Origin of the sequence: Parabacteroides sp. HGS0025 (assembly GCF_000969845.1) — a bacterium.
GTDB lineage: Bacteria > Bacteroidota > Bacteroidia > Bacteroidales > Tannerellaceae > Parabacteroides > Parabacteroides gordonii.
The window spans coordinates 574732-597347 of the sequence record NZ_KQ033903.1 but is presented as its reverse complement, the minus strand read 5'-3'; the positions used below and the strand labels follow the sequence as shown (position 1 = coordinate 597347).

Below are 22616 nucleotides of genomic sequence, written 5' to 3'. Positions count from 1 at the left end.
CTGATGATGCATAAATATACTGTTTTGCTTCTTCTCAGTGTCCTGTCCCTGATGGGGCAGGCACAGAGTTTATCACTACAGGAACTGGTTAACAGAAAGCAGTTTACGCAAGTGATTGCCCTGGCCGATAGTCTTACGGCGGCAGACTCTGCCGACTATGTTACTATGTCGGCTATCGGCCAGGCTTATGAAGGCGTGCTCCGGTATAAGGAAGCATACCAGTGTTTCCGCCATTGTCTGTCGATGGACACGACGAATGTAGATGCTTTGAATGCGGTTGCCCGTGCAGCCATCAACTTCGGTAAGATTGCGGAAGCGAAGCGTTGTTTTCAGAAAGTGCTCGAAACGGATACGCTAAACTTCTATGCCAATAATCAGTTGGCCCGCCTGTATTATCAGTTGGGCGATTACGGGCAGTCGATGGAATATTACCATACGTTGGCTTCTTTCGAGAGTGATAATCCTTCTATCCTGGCCGGCCTCGCCGATTGCCATGTCAAGAAAGGAACCGGGCCGAACACGTTGATTGCCCTTTCCCTGTATGCCCGTGCGCTGGAAATAAACCCGGAAAATATACGTGTCGCCTCTTCCCTGATCAACACCTTGCTTCGGATGGGGGATGGAAAAGGGGCGTTGCAGGTATGCGATACCGCTTTGTATTATAACCCGGATAGTCGTCAGATCCGGCAGAGCCAGGGGATGGCTTTGTATATGACGAAGAATTACCTGAAAGCGGATACGGTCTACACCGGTTTGCTGGCTGAAGGCGATTCCTCTTTCATCAACCTCAAATATGCAGGAGCAGCCCGTTATATGTCGGGACATGCACTGGATGCTGTCGACCCTCTGGAGTTCGCTTACGAGATCGACTCTACCGATGTGGAGACGGTTCTTCTCTACGGTGCTTCGCTGGGGAAAACATACGACCGGCAGCGAGCGTACCGTTTATTCGACCAGGCGGAAGAGTGCATGAAGCCGAAGCCCTTTTTTGTCAATCTGCTGACTGCTTTCCGAGGAAGTACCCTGGAACGTGACGGCCGTTTCAACGAAGCGGAGAAGATATATTATGAAGCCTGGAAGAAAGATCCGACGCAGCTGAATTTCCTATATGAGATCAGTAAGAATTATTGGGCAATAGAACCGGATCTGTTTAAGGATGAGGTGAAGTTGCAGAAAACGCTTTTCAGCAAGTACACCTACCTGACGGAATATATGAAGCGGAATGAATCGTCGAAGGGACTCCATAGCTACCGCTTTTTCCTCGAAGACCTGTATCAGGACGCCTTCTTCCGTAGTGTCAGCGAGCTGACAATGTTGGCACCCGACGGGAAAAAGAGTAAACTCTCATTGATCGACCTGCGTTCTCTGATCAACAGCCTGCCTGAACCACCCGATATAGAAAAGCAACACTACGAACAGATGCGTGCTGCCATGAAGAAACGGGAACAGAAAGAGATGGCTTCGAAGGACTCGTCCGATCATTACTTCAATGCCGGCAGGAAAGCTGCCCAAGAGAAAAAATCCGAATAACCTAACAGGTATGCATATGGTAAAACAGATCAGAATGGCAAGTGTACTTCCTGTCTGCTTATTTCTGCTTTCATGTGGAGGACAGAAGTCCGGTGATCAACAGGCGGAAGATATTTTCGGAGTATCCGGATATCCGGTAACGATCGCTTTTGAGAAAGGGATCGAGACGGAGCAGGAAGTACTGTTGAGTGAGATCGCTAAGGAAGTAAAGATCGTGCCGCTGGAGACGAAGCCCGAATGTCTGGTTGCCAAAGTGAATAAGGGGATGATACAGATGGTGGATCATAACTTGTTTATTCCATGCAGTGAAGGGTTGTTGCAGTTTACGGATGACGGTAAGTTCGTCCGCTCGGTCGCCAAGCGGGGACAAGGGCCGGGAGAATATGCGGCAGTCAGGTTTATTGCTGCAAATGACAGGCTGAAACAGGTTTATTTGATGGATCACGGAAAACTCCTTACTTATTCTGTCGATGGAACGTATATAAGAGAGTGCAAAATACCTTTCTGCTGGCAGTTCACCGTGTTAGGCGATAGTACGTTTGTCGGCTATATCTATAATAATACGGGACAGAAGAAAGATAAACTTCTTCTTATAAATCAGGAAGGTGAGACATGGAATACTTTTCCGCAGTATGATCAGTTTACCATTGCCAGCGGCTTGAATTATTATTTGTGGGGACGTTACGACCGTTATGTCTATTCATTTAAGGAGGAAGCCTGCTGCAAAGAGTATTATAATGATACGGTCTTTACGGTTACACCGGAGCAGCTTCAACCCCGTTATATCCTGGATATGGGGAGATATAAAATTCCAAAGGAAAGACGTTTTGAAATCCTCGAAGGAAATTGGCTGGTCTATTCAGAACCGGCACAGGCGTATCTGCGCCCGGATTTCCAGGAAACTTCTCAATGGGTGTTTCTCCCCTATACTTCCTGGGATGTGACCAGTGAAGATGAGTCGCCCCGGTTGGCTATGTATGATAAGAAGAAAGGCGTTTGCTGTAAGGTGAAGAACGACCGGATCAAGAACGATATGCCGGGCGGTTTACCTTTTTATCCGGAAGCTCGCATCGCAGATGATGTGTTGCTTTATTACCTGGAAGCATCCGAGGTACTGGAACTGGCAGAAGAGTATCCTTCGATCCTGGACTATGAGCAATTGAAGAATTTGAAAGAAGATGATAACCCGGTGTTGATGATCGTTCGGTTGAAATGATCTGAACAAGTAATAATCAACTAAATACTTAGGAGTATGAATAGATTTAGTACCATATCATTCGTTATTATCTCCTCTCTTTTGTTTTCCTGTGGCGGGAAGAAAGCAGAGAAACAGACGGAAGAAGTGGAGGTAGCAAAAGCTCCCACATATCCTATGACTGTTCCGTTTGAAACCGGTATAGAGACGGAGCGCGAAGTCTTATTAAGCGAGATTGCCGATTCTGTAAGGTTTATACCGTTGGAGACAAGCGATAAATCTTTGATCAGAGGAATAAAAGAGGCAAATATCCTGAAGACTGACAAATACTTCTTTTTACCGTGGGTGGAAACATTGTTCCAATATACTACAGATGGTCAGTTTGTCCGTAAGATAGGACGTAAAGGAAGCGGCCCCGGTGAGTTTGTCTGGATCTCCCAGATTGATGCTGATGAAGAAAAGGGATTGCTTTTTATGCAAACGACCTCGCAGCGGATCAATGTGTATGATATGGAGTCCGGAAAGTTCCTGCGATCGATGAAATGCCCGGATATTGAGTCGGGGGACTTTGCGATGTTGAATGATACGACATCCGTTACATTCGTTCGTAATACGAACGGCAAAAGGAAGATACGCCTTTATATCGCTGATGCCAAAGGTGATACCATGAATGCCTTCTCCCGGTCGGATCTGTTTGAGTTGAATAGCCAGTATTCGTGGATGATGAGTAGCCCGACGGATCGTTATATGTTCCATTATAAAGATATGGTTTGCTGTAAAGACTATTACAACGATACCCTGTTTACCGTAACGAAAGATTTACTCGAACCTCGGTATATCTTTGAAATGGGGAAATACTCTTTGCCTATTGATTGTCGTTTTGAATACCTGAACGGGGATGGCAAACGTTTCCAGGAGTTGGCAGCACCTTATCTGAGGTATCAGGCGATCGAGACAGAATCGTATTTGTTCATGCCTTATACGAATTGGACAGGTGAAAAAGCACGCAAGCGGCGGCTAGCTCTGTTCGACAAGAAAACCGGGGAGTGTTATAAAGTATCAGGTGATGGCTTCATAAAGAATGACCTGGGAAGTGAATTGCCTATTCGTCCTGTAGCTGCATTAGACAGTAAAACGCTATTGTCTGTATGGGAAATGCAGGATATATTTAAGGAAGCAGAAAAGAATCCGGCTATCCTTGAATTAGAACAATTGAAAGGGATAGACGAAGATGATAACCCGGTGTTGATGCTTGTTTATTTGAAATAAAATAGAAAGAGCGGGCAATTGCCCGCTCTTTTTAGAGATATCTTTGGATACAAATCTCTTATTCACTCAGAATAGTAAGTTCTGCTCCCGTTGCGAAATCCTGTCCATTCTGTGAGCTCAGTGCGGTGAAACGGATGTAACGTCCTTTCACTGGTTGGTCGAAGAGGACTTTCTTTTCATCCCGGTTATTTGCGAACTGGCCTTTGCAGACAGGCTCACCCCAGTTCTTGCCGTCGGAGCTGACCTGGATGGAATATTCCTTGATATTACCGTTGTTGCTGTCTTTGCGAGGCATGTAGATAAAGCCTTTGAATGCTTTTTCTTCGCCGGCATCCAGGTCTACCCAATGCGGATATTTAGCTACCGTAACCGAATACATGCTGTGCCAGATTGTATTCGGATCGCCGTCTACCAGGTTCTTGGCATCGCCTTCACCCACTTCCTCACTGCTGGCGTAGATAACTTCTGTCTGGATACTTTCCAGTTTGTTGAAAGTCTTTGTCGACTTGATCTCCGGATTATTCTTCAACCAGGCTGTGATTGTTCCGCCTTCGCGCATCGGGATGGCTCCGGTATATTCTTTCGCTTTCTTTTCCTTGCCGATCGTATAGTAGAAAACAGCGTCCTTATCGATAGACGACAATTCGACCATACCTACCCGGCTGCGGGTGATGGAGAAAGGAATCTCACCGGCAGGCGATACCTGTGCCGCAGCAGACAGGTCTTGTGTTGCCGGGCGGATGATAAAGCCGATATTGTTCTGTCCGGCAAATACACGGTCGTACATCAAGGGGCCACCCTGTCCGCAACTGTTACCACCCAGGCCTGTAACGGCAAGGTCGAGATGCAGGTAGGTATCACCGGCTTTCGGCAATTGGTAAGGATGTCCGGCCAGGGCCATATCGAGTGCGGAATACTGCAAAGCCGAGGTAGAAAGGCGGTTGGTTGCTACAAAGACAGCTCCCTTGCCGGCCTTGTCGGTCAGGGCACACCAACGTATGTCCTCATGGTTGCCCATGTCCTGCGGTTTGGGGAAATTCACGAACAGGTCGGCTACGGTCGATTGATACTGCTCGATGAACTGTCCGGATTTACGGTCGGCATAGTTCTCAATAGGGCCGCGTCCGTAGTACGTATAGTTTTCGTAACGTTGAGGCACTATCATCCGGTAACCTAAACGCGGCAGTACCAGGCTCGGGTTGTTGGAAGTGATGCTTGCCTGCAGCTCGATGGAGCCGTCGCGGTAGATTGTCCATGCCTGGTCGGTCGTGAACTTGAAGTCGTCTTCACCGAATACCTTGTCGGTTTCTTCTTCCACCTTGTTCTTACCGCTCGAGGTTCCGCCCAGTATCTTGGCTGCATTGGGCGCCTGCGATTCTACGGTGTAGAACAATACCAGAGAACCGTCTTTCCGCTGGATTACTTTGGATGCGGTCGCTTTATGTTTCAGATTATGCAAGCCGTTTTCGAACCAGCTGCCGTAGAACCAGTTGTCGTTGTTGGTGAAGGCTCGGAAAGCATCCAGTTTCGGGCCGTTACCGTCGGCAATGATCGTTTCGCCACCGTAATTCAGACTGTAGATCGTTCCGGTTTCGTTATCGAATGTCGCTTTGAAATTATCACCCTTGATCGTTGAGAAGCGTGGGTCTGACTGTTTTTCGATCGATAATTCTCCTGCTGAGGCATTGGCCACTTCATTGATAGCGGGTTTGCCGGCGGAAGCTTTTACCGGGAGTTGTTCTTCAGCCATTACATAACCTTTGGCAGCCCAGGGTTTGTCTTCATTCAGCAGGAACTGTATTTTGACGAAATATTCGTTCTCCGCTTTCAGCTGACTGTAATTGTAAGGGATGGCTACCTGCGTACGTTTGCGCGGTGAAACCTTGCCCGGGTTCAGTGAGCCACTTTCCACTTCTTTACCGTTTTCGTAAAGCGACCATTTCACATCGTAGTCAGACAGATCGTTGAAATAGTATTTATTGAACAGCTCGAAAAGGCCTTTTTGTGCATCCACTTCTGTTACACCGATATGCTGGTACACTTTCTTCACTTCGTAATACTGCGGTTTCGGTTCCAGGTCGCCAAATACGATACCGTTCATTACGAACTGTCCGTCGTTAGGCGTATCGCCGAAGTCACCGCCATAAGCCAGGTAACGTTTACCGTCCGGCGTATAGTTGTAGAGCGACTGGTCTACCCAGTCCCAGATGGCACCACCACAGAAGAAGTTGGTCGACTCCATCGCATCCCAGTAATCAATCAGGTTACCGCAGGCATTCCCCATCGAGTGTGCATATTCCGAGATATGGAACGGATACTTGATATCATAATCACCTTTCACGGCGCCGCGTACCCAGGAGATAGACGGATACTGGTTGGAACCCATATCCACAATTTTATTGTTACGTTCATACTGTACAGGACGTGATAAGTCCGCTTTCTTCAACGCATTATAAGCATCCACGAAGTTCTGTCCCGGCCCGGCTTCGTTGCCCAGCGACCAGATCACGATAGACGGATTGTTGATATTGGCGTGAACCATTTCCAGGACACGTGCCACATGGGCATCTTTCCATTCCACGGGGTGGGACAGGGAAGCCGCGCCGTAATAATACTCATGCGACTCGATATTGGCCTCATCTTCCAGATAAAGACCATATTTGTTACACAGGTAATACCAGTACGGATCATCCGGATAATGCGAGTTACGAACGTGGTTGATATTGGCACGTTTCATCAGCATCACTTCCTCTTCCATCATCTTACGGGTGATGGCATGGCCTACGGCCGGATTGCTTTCGTGGCGGTTCACGCCTTTCAGCTTGACTGTCTTACCATTTACATAATAGTAGCGTCCGGCCAGTCCGAACTCGTCTTCCGAAGCGGGCGTATCTTTTATTTCCACTTTGCGGAAACCGACAGTGGTGGAGATTGTTTCTACCGTACGGCCTTTCTTATCTTTCAACTCGCCTACCAATGTATAACGGTATGGTTGTTCGGCAGACCATTTATTCGGGTTTTGTATTTTCAGGACTGTTTCAGCATTCATCTCCAAGCCCGGAGGAATCTGGGCGATGGGGGCGGTAGCTGTTACGTTCTCTATTTTCGTATTGTCGTCAGAATAGAGTTTATTGGCATACAGCGAATAGACCATCGAATATCCTTTCGCCATTTTCTTACCCAGGTTACGGATGTCCGCCCGGATAGCCAGTGAACCGTCCGTGTAGGTTGCGTCCAGGTCAGGCGTGGCAACCAGGTCGCGAACGTGTAGCTGCGGAACGGCAGTCAATGATACGGTACGGTAGATACCCGGCAGGCGGAACATATCCTGTGCTTCGAGGAAAGAACCGTCCGAACTGCGGTACACTTCAGCAGCTACGATGTTTTTCCCTTTCACCAGATAAGGAGTGATATTGAAGCTGGCCGTATTACGCGAGTTTTTGGAGAAACCGACGTATTGCCCGTTTATCCAGAGATAGAAGAACGAATCTACCCCGTCGAAATTGATAAAGACTTCTTTGTCTTCCCAATCCTGGGGGATGGTGAATTCACGACGGTAAGAACCGACTTCGTTACGGTCTTTGAAGGTTGTCCAGTTTTCCGGCGGGGTACGCATCACGCCGCCGCGCCAGTCGTCGACAGCTACTTTATGCTGGAAGATAACCGGTTGGTTCACATAAATAGGTGTCCCGTACTTCTGTGTCCCGTCTTTTTGAAGGCCGACGATGTTCCAACTGGAAGGCACCGGGATATTGTCCCATCCCGATACATCGAAGTTCGTTTGATAGAAGTCCTTCGGACGTTCTTCGGGAGTTCGTACCCAGTTGAATTTCCAGTCACCGTTGAGTGACTGCCAGTACGTACTGTTTTCAGGTAATACTTTCCGGGCACTTTCCTGATCCTGGAAAGAGAAGAACCAGGCACGAGGTTGTTCTTTGTTCAGCGCAAGGTTTTCGGGCGATTCCCATTCATTCCCTTTCGGCGCCTGTTCTGCGGCATACTGATAGCCTTTTAGTGGATCTACTGTAGCAAAGCTTTGCAATGTAAAGCTGCATAGTAATAGACATAATGCTAGTTTTTGCATATTGAGTTTTTCTTCTTAAGGTGAGAAACAGCCTCAAAAATAATACAATTATCGGAGAGTGTGGTTATTACTTAGTGTTTTTATTAGTAAATCTATTAAATACAGTAAACTTTATTTCATTTGTATCTTTAGCGTAAACCAACTACATTTGCTGCAAATAATGTGAAGATGAAAAAGTTACTTTACTTTTTGCTCCTGGTGCTGTTCACTTTCCCTTCGCTGTATGCTCAACGGAAGAAAGTAGGTGTGGTATTGGGAGGTGGAGGTGCAAAAGGAGTAGCTCATATTGGGGTGTTGAAAGTACTGGAAGAGGCGGGTATCCCGATCGATTATGTGGCAGGAACCAGTATGGGGGCTATTGTAGGCGGTTTGTATGCAATCGGTTATACGCCGGCCGAGATCGACAGCATGGTGATTGCACAAGATTGGACAATGCTTTTGAGTGACCGGGTGACGCGTACCAGCCTATCCTTCCCGGAGAAAGAGAACTCCGAGCGATATATCGTATCCCTTCCTTTCGGCAAGGATAAGAAAGACCGTGTGATCAGTGGTATGATCCGGGGACAGAACCTGCAAAACCTTTTCTCGAACCTGACGATCGGATATCATGATTCCGTGGACTTCAAGAATTTTAATATCCCTTTTGCCTGTGTAGCGGTAGATGCCGTGAACGGGAAAGACTATGTGTTTGATAAAGGCAGCCTTCCGCTGGCGATGCGTGCCAGCATGGCCATACCGGCTGTGTTCACGCCGGTGAGACTGGATAGCATGGTGCTGGTCGATGGCGGATTGAACGATAACTTCCCGGTCGATGTGGCCCGGAAGATGGGAGCCGACATCATTATCGGGGTCGACTTGGGTACCAGCGACCTGAAAGAGCTGAAAGACCTGAATACGCCCGGTGACCTGATCGGGCAGATCATCGCCTTGCATGGTTATGAGAAATATGCCAGAAACAAGGAACAGACAGATTTATTATTCCGTCCAAACATGACACCTTATAATGCCGCCAGCTTCAGTACGGTAGCCCTCGATACCCTGATCCGGCGCGGCGAACGGGAAGCCTATGCCCGTTGGGACGAGATTTGCGCTTTAAAGAAGAAGATCGGTATTCCGGACAACTACCAATCGGAGGAGCAGGGGCATATGCGGAAGTCCTATCCCGTATTGCCGACCGACAGCTTTTATATCCGCCATATCCTGTTTACCGGAACTGACTCGCGGGATGAAAAATGGCTGATGAAAATCAGCGGCCTTCGGGAGAACAGCCATATCACATTGAATGAGCTCCATCATGCCATGTCGGTGTTGGTAGGTTCGAATGCTTATTCGAATGTAAATTATAAACTGACAGGCGAGCATCAACAGGATCTGGTGTTGATGGCTCAGAAGAAATCGGTCAGTTCTTTGAATGCCGGCGTCCGCTTTGACTCGGAAGAGATCATCGGTGTGCTGCTGAACGCGACGTTCGATTACCGGACTCGCAACCATTCGAAACTGGCGTTCACCGGACGTGTCGGAGGAAAGATATCTTCTGCCCGGCTGGATTATTCGATCGAGCGGAATCCGTTGCGTAACCTTAATCTGGCTTACCAGTTTACCTACAATGACCTGGATATTTATAAGAAAGGGGATAAGACGTTCAACACCAGCTACACGCATCATCTGGCGGAGTTCGGGTATTCGGATATGAACTGGCTGAACTTTAAGTTCAAGGTCGGCCTTCGTTACGAATACTTCAACTATACTTCTTTCCTGTACACGGGGGATAATAACAACGAGTATGCGGTGAAGCCGGAAGGGTTCATCAGTTATTTTGCCTTGGCGCATCTGGAGACATTCGACCGCCGCTATTTCCCGACAAAAGGGGTTTCCCTAAAAGCTGACTATTCGTTCTATACGGATAACTTTGTCAGTTATAACGGTCATGCTCCCTTCTCGGCCGTAGGACTGAACTTTACGTCCGTCCTGCCGATCACTTCCCATCTGAGCGTGTTGCCGTCTCTATACGGGCGTGTGCTGATCGGTGGAAACCTGGCTTATCCTTTCCTGAATGCCGTAGGTGGTGAAGTGGAGGGGCGATATGTCCCGCAGCAATTACCTTTTGCCGGTATCAACCGCGTGGAGATATTCGACAATGCCCTGGCTGTGGCCCGGTTGCATTTCCGCCAGCGTATCGCCGGACGCAATTATATCTCATTGATCGGTAACTATGCCATCCACCATGACGACTTCCTTCATCTGTTTAGTGGCAAAAGCGTGTGGGGAGGCAGCATCGGGTATGCTTATAACAGTATTGCCGGGCCGCTGAGTGCCAATTTCAGCATGTCCAACCAGAATACAAATCTTCAGTTTTATTTGAATCTGGGATTTTCGTTCTGATTTTTATTATACATTTGCTGATAAGTTAATCAATCAAATACATAGGAATCATGAAGCTTACACGAATTACTGGGATGGCGATCGGCTTGTCCCTGCTGGTGGCCGGTGTACAGGCGCAGATCAGCCTACCGTCTGTTTTTACCGACCACATGGTTTTGCAACAAAAAAGTGATGTGCCCGTATGGGGCTGGGGAGTAGCAAGCGGTACGATCAAAGTGGTTGGCAGCTGGGCTCCCAAAGATACGGCGACTACGGTTGTCCGTTCGGATGGAACCTGGGAGACGACTTTAAAAACGACTGAGGCCGGAGGCCCTTATACTTTATCTATCTTGGGGAACGGGAGCCGTGAACTGAAAGATGTCATGCTGGGGGAAGTATGGCTTTGCAGCGGGCAGTCGAATATGGAATGGACACCCATGAGCAATATCGATAACCGCGACGAGGAGATTGCCGCCGCCAACCATCCGGATATCCGTTTCTTCCATATCCCTAAACGGGGAGCAATAACTCCACAGAATAATTGCGAAGCTTCCTGGGCTACCTGTACTCCGGATGTAATGAAGAATACCAGTGCGGTTGCCTATTTCTTCGGACGTAATCTGCAAAAAGACCTGAATGTCCCTATCGGCCTGATCGTTTCGGCCTGGGGCGGTACTCCGGCAGAGGTCTGGACGCCGGAAGAACGTGTGATAGAAAATCCGCAGATACGTGATGCCATGCCGGATAAAACGTATCCCTGGTGGCCGGTAGAACCGGGTGTATTATATAATCAGATGATCAATCCGATCGTGCCTTATAGTCTGGCCGGTGCCATCTGGTATCAGGGTGAGTCGAACCGTGATCATCCCGACTCGTACGGTATCCTGCTGAAAACGATGATCGAGAGCTGGCGGAAGAGTTTTAAGAAAGACTTCCCGTTCTACCTGGTGCAGATCGCCCCTCATACTTATAATTCAGGAGATAACGGAGCCGCTCTAGTTCGTGAGCATCAGGAATGGGTGTCCCGTACAGTCCCGGAAACCGGAATGGTTGTCGTATCGGACTGTGTGGCAGATATAAAGAACATCCATCCCACCAATAAGCAGAATGTCGGCTTACGTCTGGCAAACCTGGCTATGGGAAAGACGTACGGACAGCTTGCCTCCGGATACGAAAGTCCGGTATTCAACAGAATGACAGTTAATAAGAATAAGGCGGTTATCTCATTCCTGCATGCCGAAAACGGATTGGTCTGTAAGGATAAACAGATAGCCGGTTTCATGATTGCCGGTGAAGACGGTGTTTTTGAGCCGGGTAAAGCGCAAATCAAAGACAATACCGTTATCGTGACTTCTCCGCGTGTGAAGCAACCTGTTACGGTACGTTATTGTTTTGATGATGCAACCGTCGGAAACCTCTTCAATAAAGAAGGTTTGCCGGTAGCTCCTTTCCGTACGGACAGAAACTGGAATAACGAATGATATTATTACGTATCTTTGCCTGTAAAACAAACGGATATTTATGAATGCAGAGATTATACAATTCCTGAAGGAATTAAGCCAGAACAATAACCGGGAGTGGTTTCAGGCAAACAAAGACCGCTACGACGTATTGCATAAAGGGTTTATTGACGAGGTTCAGCAAATCATCAACCGGATAGCGTTGTTCGATCCGCAGGTAGCAGGTCTGGAATCGAAAGACTGCCAGTTCCGTATTTACCGGGACTTGCGTTTCTCACCGGATAAGACGCCTTATAAAATTCATTTTGCGGCTTATATGGCGCAGGGTGGACGAGCCAGTGAGCGGGGCGGATATTATATCCATCTTGAACCGGGTGCCTGTATGTTATCCGGTGGTGTGTGGTGTCCTCCTCCCAAACTGCTGAAAATGCTTCGTCAGGATATTTACGATCATATCGACGAGTTTGTCGGTATTATCGAAAAGCCCTCTTTTAAGGAAGCGTTTCCGGTGATGGAAGGGGAAGTGCTGAAGCGTATGCCGGCCGGTTATCCAACCGATTTCAAGTATGATGAGATCCTGAGACATAAGGATTTCTGTTTTGCCGTCAACTTGCCGGACGAGTTCTTTATGGCGGATGACTGGATGGAGCAGTCTTTGAAACGGTTTGAAGAGCTGTTGCCGTTCAATAACTTCCTGAACTATACGGTAGATGAGTTCCTGGGACGGGTATAAAATAGTAAAAGGCTTTAGTCCAACCAAAGAGTTCGACTAAAGCCTTTAAAAAACTGAAACCTTACCTTAAATAATACCTTCTTTGTACTTTTTATTTTTATCAATCAGTTCATTAATCTTAGCAACAGAAGCGGTAGATCGCAGTCCGTCTTCTGGTGTATTCATACAGTAATCCACCAGTACATCTATGGTAGAGACTGCAACATGCATCCGGGTGTCGCTGGATGCATAATATATAAATATCTTTCCATCTTCATCGGCAATCCATCCGTTGGAAAATAGCACATTCGACACGTCTCCTGTCCGTTCTTCCCCCACAGGGGCGAGGAAGTAGCCGCCGGGCTGTGCGATGACCTTTGTAGGATCTTCGAGGGCTGTCATATACAGATAGAGTACATAACGAAGTCCGGCGGCACATGCTCTGACTCCATGAGCCAGATGCAACCAGCCTTGCGGCGTTTTGATCGGATGAGGCCCTTCTCCATTCTTTACTTCCTTGATTGTATGATAGTAGCGTTTATCTATTATTTGTTCCGTGATGACTTCCGCATGTGTAATATCATTGATGAGCGACCAGCCAATACCGCCGCCGCTACCGGCATCGATAAAGCCGTCCTGCGGACGGGTGTACAATGCATATTTCCCATTCACGAATTCCGGATGCAGCACGACATTGCGCTGCTGGCTTTTTGATTTCAGATCGGGTAACCTTTCCCAGTTGATCAAATCTTTGGTACGGACAATCCCTGCTTTGGCTACCGCCGAGGACAGATCACCCGGTTTGGCAACCGGATCATGCCGCTCGCTACAAAAGATACCGTATATCCACCCGTCTTCATGTGCCGTCAGGCGCATATCGTACACATTAGTTTCTTCCGGGTCGATGTCCGGCAGATTGACCGGACGTTCCCAAAACCGAAAGTTATCCACCCCGTTCGGACTCTCGGCGATGGCGAAGAACGATTTGCGGTCGAATCCCTCCACTCGTACCATCAGCAGGTATTTGCCGTTCCATTTGATGGCGCCGGAGTTCATACAGGCATTCACTCCGATCCGTTCTAGGCAGTACGGGTTGCTTGCCGGGTTGAGGTCGTAACGCCATTCGAGCGGCACATGTGCTGCTGTTACGACAGGGTTCTTATAACGTGTAGCGATGCTGCGGGGAGCATCCAGAGGGGCATTCTCTGCCGATAGAAGTATTTCATGTTGTATCTGCAACTTTTCGATCGTATCTGAGAAACTGATTTCCATTATCGTATTGTTCTTTATTTATCTATGTATATTGTTAATCACTGTTCAGCATTCCGTTTTTAGAGGTTTTCCGGATAGAGGGAGATGCGGTTTACCCGATGGAATACTAAATAATCCGGTCGGGAAATATGCACTTCATATACAACTTCCTTGGTCTTATAATCTATCTCTATTATTTTTCCTCCAGCCCCATTCACATTGGGAGTGCCGACTCCCGGACCAAATAATATATGATTCGTTTGTGGAAGATATTGCACAGAAGAAAGTGCTACAGAATAACATCTGCGTCCCTGTTCTTTATGTCCGTATTCCCATATCTGTCGTACGGTCTTGTTTTTCTCATTAATCTCAAACTCAACAGCACGACTATATCCGACTTGACTATGAAGGTCTATCTCTTCATGACGACGATGATACCCGTTGTCGAAGATGAGTATGTGTCCGTTGTCAAGTATGACCGGACAATGTGCTCCCCACACCCAGTCGAAATCTTCATGGTATGTTTTTCCATCCAGCACTTCCTTGTCCGTAATTGAAGCCCCGTTGGTATCCAAAGGCGTTAACAATGAATTTCTGTTTTTTTCTGCTCCACGATGTGGCGTGAGAAACCATACCAATTGATTAGCACGCGTTAGTTTCACTAATCCTTGGTAGCGGTTGGAAACCAGTATGCAATCATCATCTTGTGAGTATGCAACAGCGTTGGAATGTGCCCAGTTATGCTGGAAATCGTCCATATCTTGTATGCTTAACAACGCATTCCGGTTCGGATCCATGCTTTTTTTCAAGTCCCATTCGGTTACAATGTCGCCTGTTTCACGGTTTACTTCTATCACATAATCGAAACGGGTGTAAGTCCCTTGTGAATTTGTGCTTCCGGCTTTAGTGACAGTCGCTAGAAGATTTCCATTAGGCATTTCTATCACATCATGGTGGAACGTGTAACCTCTCGAAGCAATATCCCACTCTTTCACAAGATTGCCAACCATATCAAACTCGAATAAGTTCCCTTTCCGGGCATCACCACCCAGAAAGTTGCCGTCCTCCAAACGCTTGAATCCGCAATGAGCCGTGATATTCAATTTCGGATGATTACGTAACCAAAGGTACCAGCGTACCTCCCCGTCGCTGTCCAGCATATAGGCACGATGGGCATCATATTCCCCCCCCCCCTGATCATTCACAATAGTGACACCAGGCTCCATCTTGTCCGGTTTACTTATGACCGTTTGTCTGGCGGAAAAGAAATCGGGTACCAAATCTTCGGGAGTAGTCGTTTCGACTTCTATCGTTTCCGTCAGTAGGACTTTTCCTTCCTTATTGACAAAAGAAACATCGACTGTATTCTTTGAGTCACGGTACAAACCATGTATATATTCCTGATGATTATATCCGAATTTGGAAAAAAGGTGCGACAAATCGCCATGCGAGCCATGTTTACCTTTTACACAGACTTTTAATCTCCCTTCTACCGGAAAGGGAACAGTAAGCTGCATACTGCAAGGGGCGTATCCCGTAGGATTCACTTTTATGTTTTCCTTAGACAAGTTTAATGAATTGCCTAAAGTCGGTATGATAATTGTTGTGCCATCTACGTCTGTCAGCGTAGTCCGCCAAGCGGTTGCTTCCGTATTTATGGATGCAATGGATTTTGTAGGTATGAATACCGTATCTCCATCAAAAAAGAAACAGGTGTTTTCTGTTTCCTGCTTCACTTTCAGGAGCAGCTTGTTCTGTTGGATACAAGCATCCATTTGAATATATGTTTCATTGTATTCTTGTTCCTCCTCTTCTTCACAAGAACAGATCAAACCTCCACAGAGTATTACCATCCAAAAGGATAAGTAGCTTCCCGTTTTATTCATATCGGTAGTGTTTTAGGAAAGGAATCCTATCCTCCGCAAACAAAGTACACGTGGACAGGATTCCTTTATTTCAGTTTATTTCCACAACGGATTCTGTTCTATTTTCGGATTATTGTTCCTCTCTCCCTCGCTGATAGGATAGTAGAAATATTTCTCTGCAAAGTTTTCACCGCCTACCTTGCCACAGTCAATGAAATGCTGCTTGATTTCGGCTGCTGTATAATAACGTTTCAACTGATAGAAACGATGCCCTTCCATACAGAATTCCAGGAAATTCTGATGTTCTATCTCTTTCATTACAGCATCTTGTGACATTGCACTAAAATCCTTAGGAGCCAATCCGGCACGATTACGTATACGCTGTAAGTCGGCATTGGCACCGGCAAGGTCATTGGTCATGGCGCAGGCTTCTGCGTGAAGCAACAATACTTCAGCAAAACGGAATACACGCAAACTGTTGCTACGGTTAGACGGAGTATACATGGCATCATTGTCACCGCCAAAGAAGTTGGTGTATTTCTTTCCCAATGCCAGGAACTGAACGCCATTATCCGCTTTCGGATTCGTCATGTAAGAATGTTCCGGATCCCTGTTTAACTTACCTTTGCTCGGAGTTTCCCATAATTCGGCAAAGGTCTTGTCATAAGGATTGTCATAAGGCTTGTTGTCTCCCACTTCATTCTGGTTAAAGTAGAAAGTTGCATACATACGCTTATCGAATTTGCTATCCGATCCTTCAGGACGAGGTTCTTTGATAAATTCGCGTAATGCTTCTGAGGCCGGAGCCATCTTAAACCAAGCTCCCGTTCCTTCCGGACCTAAATAGGTAGGAAGATTCATACCCATACTGGCATTAGCATCGTCGCCGCCCCATGTACCTGTACCGCCTAATTCATTCACATAATCAATCTCGTAAACCGATTCTTTATTGAATTTGTTGTCTTTGTGGAAGTTTTCCAATGGATCCTCTACCAAATCATAATTATAAGGAGACTGTAACAATTGTCCCAATACCTCCTTCGCTTCGGCATATTTTTTCTGGAACACATATGTCTTGCCCAGATAGGCCAATGCCATACCTTTGCTGATGCGCTGTCTTTCGGATGCTGCGCGTTCTACCGGCAAATATTTGGCTGCCTCGATAAAGTCATCTTCCACCTGTTTCCATACAGTTTCTTCCGGAGAGGAGGCAATGTAGGTGTCTTCCGGATTGACTACCGGTTCCAAATGCAATGGTACAGCCCCATAATTGCTTGCTAAAAGGAAATAATACATACCGCGCATACCGTATGCCTCTGACAGGTATTGTTGTTTCAATTCGGGCTTTTCCCATTCAATCTCTCCCGACTGCAAATTGCTGATAACCATGTTAGCACGCTGTATCCCTTTGTACAAATCACCCCAGATACCCGGATCCATATTGGCTGTATTGGTAAAAGTGGAATAGAACTTGATATCTCCGTCTTCGTTGGGGATAAGAAACACATCATCGCCACGGCTAGTCATGGTAAGATAATGAGTATGTGCACCATAATAACCTTCTGACTGGTTCCTGATAGGGGCATATATGGTACATAGTGCCTGGTCCACATTTTGGGGATAATCCCAAAAACCTTCATCTGTAGGAGTGTTGGGATTTGTTTTGGATAGGAAGTCCGCTTCATTACATGCAGAGAATGATAATGCAAGTAAAGAAGCCAGAGTCAAGTTTAATATATTCTTTTTCATGTTTATTTACTTTAAAAGATTAGAAATCAAGTTGTATACCGAAAGATATAGTACGTGCCAACGGATAACGTCCGTGGTCGCAACCGCTGGTCATGATACCTTCGCCACCACCATTTGTAGCGTCATTAGCTCCTAGGTCAGGTGAATATCCCTTGTAACCGGTAATGGTAAAGAGATTGTCCATTGTGGTATAGAAACGGAGTTTATTCACATTGATTTTCTGTGTCAATGCGCTTGGTAATGTATAGCCGAATTCCAAAGTCTTCAAGCGGAAGAAGTCTCCATTTTCCAGCCAACGATCGGTCCAGCGAGTGTAGTTCATCTCATCTTTTTTAGCGTATCGAGGCATATCCGTATTCGTATTCTGGGGAGTCCATGAATCGAGTACTCTTACCGAATAGTTGTTGAGTTCGTTAGTAGACTCCATGCGGGCACGGGTATAATTGTAAATCTTTTGGCCGAAAGAACCATCGAAGAAGAGATTCAAATCAAAACCTTTCCACATACCTCCCATATTAAGGCCCAAATTGAACTTTGGGAAAGGTGAACCGCAATATTGACGGTCGCCATCTGAAATCTTTCCGTCGTTGTTGATATCTATGAAACGTATATCTCCCGGTTCGGCATCCGGTTGAAGCACAGTGCCATTGTTGTCTTTATGTGCTAATACTTCGTCTTGGCTTTGGAATAATCCGTCTGTTTTCGTTAACCAAAAACCGCCAATGGGATAACCAACCTTTGCCCGAGTGATAATTCCTTCTCCTTGCGGATTATAACCTCCATACTCTTGTACTTGGCCAATGGTGATTTCTTTTAGTTCGTTGGTTTGAGTAGAAGCGTTCACGCCTACGAAATAGTACAAATCACCTATCGTGTTGCGATGAGTTACCGCTATTTCAAAACCTTTGTTCTCCACAGTACCGGCATTCATGGTTGGAGAGCCTTTCAAACCGGCATTACCAGCCATGTTGATAGACAGCAAAATATCTTCTGAACGCTTCACATAGTAGTCGGCAGTCAAAGTTAATCTGTCGTTGAAGAATCCTAAATCCGTACCAATATCCCAAGTTTTGGATTTTTCCCAAGTCAAATTCTGTGGAGATACCCAGCTTGCATTGGTAATGGCACCTTGCCAAGACTTGTCTCCTATAATATAGTTCATACCTGTTACCAAGCCTGCTTGAGTCCTGTAGTTGCCGATTTCCTGATTACCCAATACACCATAGCTGGCTCGTATTTTAAAGTTGTTCATCGTTTCTTTCCAATCCTCAAAGAAGTTTTCCCTGGCTATGTTCCATGCTGCAGAAGCAGAAGGGAACCATCCGTAGCGATGTCCGTCAGCAAAACGGGAAGAACCATCACGACGTACAGAGGCAGACACCATATAACGACCTGCATAGCTATACATTGCGCGTCCGAACAATGAGACCAATGAATTGGACTGCTTGCTTCCCGAGTTAGTCATACTGGAATTAGGAGCAGCATCAAGGGTATGGGGAGCTCCCGGTGCAAAACCTTCGCGGTATGCAGAAACAGAACGTGAATTGAAATCCTGTGCAGAATAACCAACCATTGCAGAAAGGTCATGTTGTCCAAATGTACGGTCATAGTGCAGTGTATGTTCCAACAACCAGGAATCAGATTTGTAGGTGTTTTCATTCAATTTGGAATTACCGCTACTTCCCAAGTCACCCCAGTTATAACTACCATTCCACTTTGAATCGCTATATTCACTACGGTTGATACCTGCATTTATTTTATACTTCAAGCCTTTGAGGAATAGATCTACTTCTGCCCAGGCATTGATCAAAAGGTCTGAACCGTGACGCTCAAAGTCGTTGACATAAAGATAACCCAACGGGTTGGAAAGGTTCTTGAATCCACTGTTCGTGATGCCACCAAATCCATCTACCTTGTTATTAGGATCATATACAGGAATGATCGGGTTTTGCCGCAACGCATCCGTAATGGTAAAGTCGTCATAATCCTTATTGTAGAACTTCGCCATTATCGAGGATCCCATACGCAGATGATTATTCAAGAAAGAAAATGTATTTTTGGCATGCAAGGTGAAGGCTTCGTAACCTGTGGTACGCAATACACCTTTTTGGTTCAGATAACCTCCAGCCAGACTATAAGTCGAATTTTCAGCACCGCCGTTCACTGCAAGGGAAGCCTTGGTTACAGGAGCAGTATGGAACACTTCATCTTGCCAGTTTGTCCCTGCTCCGCCTTTCCAGTTCTTTACTGCTTCGGGTTCACCACCCGGAGAATAATAGTTATCCTTCATGAATCCAATCCACTGGTCGGCATTCATGACATCCAGTTTCTTGGTAACAGTTTGAAAACCTGTATACACGTTGGCGGAAATCTTAGCTTTGGAATTTTTGAGGCCTCCTTTGGTTGTTATCAGCACTACGCCGTTGGCTGCACGTGAACCGTAGATGGCTGCCGCTGAAGCATCCTTCAATACTTCTATGGATTGAATAACGGAGGGGTCGACCATATTGATGTCACCATATACACCGTCGATCACGACTAAAGGTTCGTTTGTGTTATTTACAGACCCTACGCCACGAATGTTGATGTTCATGCCAGAACCCGGCTGACCACCCACATTGGAGATATTAACACCTGCAATTTTCCCTTGCAAAGCGCTGGAAGCGCTGCGTGCTACATCGGCCATCAAATCCTTGTTGGATACGGAAGCTACTGCACCTGTCAAGTTACTTTTCTTTACTGTACCGTAACCGATTACTACAACTTCATCCAATAATTCGCCATCAGCCATTGTGATGTTGATTACATTCTTGTTACCAACAGTGATAGATGACTGTTGCATACCTACGTAAGAAAATTCCAGGACCTGTCCTGGATTGACATTGATGGTGTAATTTCCATCAATGTCAGTTGTTGTACCTATTGTGGTTCCTTTTACAACAACTGTTGCTCCGATAACGGGATTATTCTCCGCATCTTTTACCGTACCCTTCACGGTAATTGCCTGTTGCGCCCATCCGGAGAGAGCGAAGGCTCCTAGTAATAGAGAAAAAGCTAGTTTTCTGTTCATGATAATATAGTTAAATAATAATTGTTAAGTTAGATTTACCACCATTCTGGAATATAACCGGTATCGGAAGGATTTGGGTCTACACCATCAATTGCAATAACTTTCTTTGTTAAAACAATATCAAGATTATCTCCTGTAACATGAGCTTTGATCGTTTGTTCTCCAAGTGCTTTTTCACGAACTACGACAATGTACTGTAACATATTTGTAACTTGATGGAGATCATCCAAATCCCATTCTACACGAACGTTTGCTGGTTTGTCTCCCATGATAGTATATCTTCTACCTATTTGATTATAAATATCATCTCTACCATAGATATAATAACCAGATTTGTTTTGTTCATTTACAGACTGATTTGTTTTGTTTGGGTTTTCAGCATAAACGTTGATTCCAGTTAATAATAAAAGAGAAATTACGAATACAATTTTGAAAGTCTTCATAATATTATGTTTTAAATTCATTGTAAGATATTTATTGCGTTTTATGTATAGAGCTCACAATAAGCTTACTTTCTTTGATTTAGTGAAAGTAAACTTATTGTATTGCTGTGATTACTTCTTAATAATCTTGGCAGTTTCAACCCCTGTCGTTTTTTCTACCTGAATGTAGTAGATACCATTTTTGCAATTAGAGAGGTCGAAGTTGGTTTCAGTGCAGTTGTTACCGTATGATTGTGACTTAACCAAATCTCCCATTGTTCCGATAACTCGGATTAATTTAATAGCTACATTATCTGTTGACTTAACAGTAACATTAGACGCATCATAGTATGAAACAGCAATAGAAGACTCTTTTTCTGCTATTTTAGACTTCTGTCCATTCGTAACGCAATAAGAACCTGTGAAGATTTGTAAGACTGGAGTATTGTTTACATATTTAAAATAGAAATCTAAATATGTATAATCGTCAGAGGTCTTTTTTGTATGGTAAGGCCAATTAGCTGGTATTTTGATAATAACCATGCTGTAATCATGAGCTCGTAACGTTAATGAAGTTAATTTCTCCCCTCCTCCATTATATACTATAGGAGTGTATGGTGAATCTCCATTAGTGAAAGCGACTAATATTTTTGTCGGATCCAGCGTAATAACGTTACTTGTTGTATTCCAAATTTCTCCTGATACATATATATCACCAGTTGTTGTTACAAAACTATTTCTTGATTCTAATGTGTGCGAGGTTAAAAGATTACCTCCTCCATTACCTAGATCACTAATACGATATAAATCTAATCTTATATCACCTTGGGAAAGACCTTGTTCTGGTTTTGGGTTTGGATCGGGAGATACTGGTTTAACAGCCTCAATACTTTTACTTACATAAGTACCATTACTTAAGCGAGCTGATAAAGTATAATAACCTTCAGCAGTTTTCCTTCCTAGCTCAATAGTAGTATTCGTAAAATTAATCCGATAAAAATCCGATGGATAATCCCAAGTTGCCGTTAGCCCTGAAGGTAAACTGCTACCATCTGTAGTAACGATACTGTATACTGCATTAGTTGTTAATTCACTCGGCCCGTCAATCTTATAACTAACGGCTTTTGCCTGATTTGTAGCTTTAGTTCGAACAACAGAAGTGGTTATATTATAAGTTTCATTAAAGAAATGTATCGGGTTACTAATTGTATAAATGAAATACAAACCCAAAGTATTGTTTTTAATATGCCAATCCCAATTAGTCGGTATTTTAAATATAACATCTGTATAATCATGTCCCCAAACACTTATAGTGGTAAGATTTCCTCCTCCTCCAGAATAGACTTGAGAAGTGTATGGTGATTCACCATAACCAAATGCAATCTTAAATTTAGAAGCATCCATTTCAATTATGCTTCCTGTATTATTTCTAAATCTACCAGATACATATATGTCTCCGTTCGTTGTGAAAATTTTGCCGGAAGGAGATACATATTCATTTATCGGGTCAAAAGATCCTGTCGAAGTGCTGATTCCTCTTATTTCTAACGAAATGTCATTTACTGTAAATGCATTTGCACTTACCGTTGCAAGTAAAGCAACTAGCATCCATACTGTTTGTGTAAAAAACTTTTTCATGATCTTATAA

The 22616-nt window shown here is 45.3% G+C and carries 13 protein-coding genes; 6 read left to right on the top strand and 7 right to left on the bottom strand.

The genetic code is table 11. From position 1 onward, the window contains the following. Window positions 1-3 precede the first annotated feature (3 nt). Genes HMPREF1212_RS19460 through HMPREF1212_RS19450 form a run of 3 tightly spaced genes read left to right on the top strand, consistent with a single transcriptional unit; the run spans window position 4 to window position 3994 of the window. Complete coding sequence (locus tag HMPREF1212_RS19460; protein ID WP_046150753.1) at window positions 4-1530, top strand: tetratricopeptide repeat protein; 1527 nt, start codon at window positions 4-6, stop codon at window positions 1528-1530. A 34-nt stretch (window positions 1531-1564) separates the two neighbouring features. After that, a complete protein-coding gene (locus HMPREF1212_RS19455; RefSeq protein WP_052725092.1) occupies window positions 1565-2746 on the top strand; it encodes a 6-bladed beta-propeller in 1182 nt (393 codons plus the stop codon). A gap of 36 nt (window positions 2747-2782) precedes the next feature. Then, window positions 2783-3994, top strand: coding sequence for a 6-bladed beta-propeller (locus HMPREF1212_RS19450; RefSeq protein WP_028726396.1), 1212 nt, complete (start codon window positions 2783-2785; stop codon window positions 3992-3994). A 58-nt stretch (window positions 3995-4052) separates the two neighbouring features. On the opposite strand, the gene HMPREF1212_RS19445 is transcribed toward HMPREF1212_RS19450, so the two are convergent. After that, on the bottom strand, window positions 4053-8078 hold the full coding sequence (locus HMPREF1212_RS19445) for a glycoside hydrolase family 2 TIM barrel-domain containing protein (protein ID WP_046150752.1): 4026 nt from the start codon (window positions 8076-8078) through the stop codon (window positions 4053-4055). A gap of 168 nt (window positions 8079-8246) precedes the next feature. Between HMPREF1212_RS19445 and HMPREF1212_RS19440 the strand changes: the two genes are divergently transcribed. From HMPREF1212_RS19440 to HMPREF1212_RS19430, 3 genes are read left to right on the top strand one after another with little or no spacing between them, the layout of a single operon-like run. Beyond that, the gene (locus tag HMPREF1212_RS19440; RefSeq protein ID WP_046150751.1) at window positions 8247-10460 is read left to right on the top strand and encodes a patatin-like phospholipase family protein; all 2214 of its coding nucleotides are present in this window, start codon (window positions 8247-8249) and stop codon (window positions 10458-10460) included. A 50-nt stretch (window positions 10461-10510) separates the two neighbouring features. After that, window positions 10511-11920, top strand: coding sequence for a sialate O-acetylesterase (locus HMPREF1212_RS19435; RefSeq protein WP_046150750.1), 1410 nt, complete (start codon window positions 10511-10513; stop codon window positions 11918-11920). 40 nt (window positions 11921-11960) lie between these two features. Further along, complete coding sequence (locus tag HMPREF1212_RS19430; protein ID WP_046150749.1) at window positions 11961-12632, top strand: DUF2461 domain-containing protein; 672 nt, start codon at window positions 11961-11963, stop codon at window positions 12630-12632. A gap of 66 nt (window positions 12633-12698) precedes the next feature. Here HMPREF1212_RS19430 and HMPREF1212_RS19425 read toward each other — a convergent pair whose 3' ends face one another. The 6 genes from HMPREF1212_RS19425 to HMPREF1212_RS19400 form a co-directional block, all read right to left on the bottom strand. Beyond that, complete coding sequence (locus tag HMPREF1212_RS19425) at window positions 12699-13883, bottom strand: glycoside hydrolase family 130 protein (RefSeq protein WP_046150748.1); 1185 nt, start codon at window positions 13881-13883, stop codon at window positions 12699-12701. A gap of 59 nt (window positions 13884-13942) precedes the next feature. Then, the gene (locus tag HMPREF1212_RS19420; protein ID WP_052725051.1) at window positions 13943-15748 is read right to left on the bottom strand and encodes an aryl-sulfate sulfotransferase; all 1806 of its coding nucleotides are present in this window, start codon (window positions 15746-15748) and stop codon (window positions 13943-13945) included. Between the two features lie 75 nt (window positions 15749-15823). Next, window positions 15824-17476, bottom strand: a complete 1653-nt coding sequence (locus HMPREF1212_RS19415) for a RagB/SusD family nutrient uptake outer membrane protein (protein WP_028726390.1) — start codon at window positions 17474-17476, stop codon at window positions 15824-15826. A gap of 19 nt (window positions 17477-17495) precedes the next feature. Then, window positions 17496-20546, bottom strand: a complete 3051-nt coding sequence (locus tag HMPREF1212_RS19410) for a SusC/RagA family TonB-linked outer membrane protein (protein WP_046150747.1) — start codon at window positions 20544-20546, stop codon at window positions 17496-17498. 35 nt (window positions 20547-20581) lie between these two features. Then, window positions 20582-20989 (bottom strand): hypothetical protein, encoded by a 408-nt coding sequence (locus HMPREF1212_RS19405; protein ID WP_028726388.1) that lies wholly within the window; start codon window positions 20987-20989, stop codon window positions 20582-20584. A gap of 111 nt (window positions 20990-21100) precedes the next feature. After that, window positions 21101-22606, bottom strand: a complete 1506-nt coding sequence (locus HMPREF1212_RS19400) for a T9SS type A sorting domain-containing protein (protein WP_232430165.1) — start codon at window positions 22604-22606, stop codon at window positions 21101-21103. Window positions 22607-22616: the final 10 nt, after the last annotated feature.

Bases quoted from the DNA above. Each gene is read 5' to 3' on its own strand.
- HMPREF1212_RS19455 (WP_052725092.1), top strand. From the start codon at position 1,565: ATGGCAAGTGTACTTCCTGTCTGCTTATTTCTGCTTTCATGTGGAGGA.
- HMPREF1212_RS19440 (WP_046150751.1), top strand. From the start codon at position 8,247: ATGAAAAAGTTACTTTACTTTTTGCTCCTGGTGCTGTTCACTTTCCCT.
- HMPREF1212_RS19445 (WP_046150752.1), bottom strand. From the start codon at position 8,078: ATGCAAAAACTAGCATTATGTCTATTACTATGCAGCTTTACATTGCAA.
- HMPREF1212_RS19430 (WP_046150749.1), top strand. From the start codon at position 11,961: ATGAATGCAGAGATTATACAATTCCTGAAGGAATTAAGCCAGAACAAT.
- HMPREF1212_RS19420 (WP_052725051.1), bottom strand. From the start codon at position 15,748: ATGAATAAAACGGGAAGCTACTTATCCTTTTGGATGGTAATACTCTGT.
- HMPREF1212_RS19405 (WP_028726388.1), bottom strand. From the start codon at position 20,989: ATGAAGACTTTCAAAATTGTATTCGTAATTTCTCTTTTATTATTAACT.
- HMPREF1212_RS19415 (WP_028726390.1), bottom strand. From the start codon at position 17,476: ATGAAAAAGAATATATTAAACTTGACTCTGGCTTCTTTACTTGCATTA.
- HMPREF1212_RS19460 (WP_046150753.1), top strand. From the start codon at position 4: ATGATGCATAAATATACTGTTTTGCTTCTTCTCAGTGTCCTGTCCCTG.
- HMPREF1212_RS19400 (WP_232430165.1), bottom strand. From the start codon at position 22,606: ATGAAAAAGTTTTTTACACAAACAGTATGGATGCTAGTTGCTTTACTT.
- HMPREF1212_RS19435 (WP_046150750.1), top strand. From the start codon at position 10,511: ATGAAGCTTACACGAATTACTGGGATGGCGATCGGCTTGTCCCTGCTG.
- HMPREF1212_RS19410 (WP_046150747.1), bottom strand. From the start codon at position 20,546: ATGAACAGAAAACTAGCTTTTTCTCTATTACTAGGAGCCTTCGCTCTC.
- HMPREF1212_RS19425 (WP_046150748.1), bottom strand. From the start codon at position 13,883: ATGGAAATCAGTTTCTCAGATACGATCGAAAAGTTGCAGATACAACAT.
- HMPREF1212_RS19450 (WP_028726396.1), top strand. From the start codon at position 2,783: ATGAATAGATTTAGTACCATATCATTCGTTATTATCTCCTCTCTTTTG.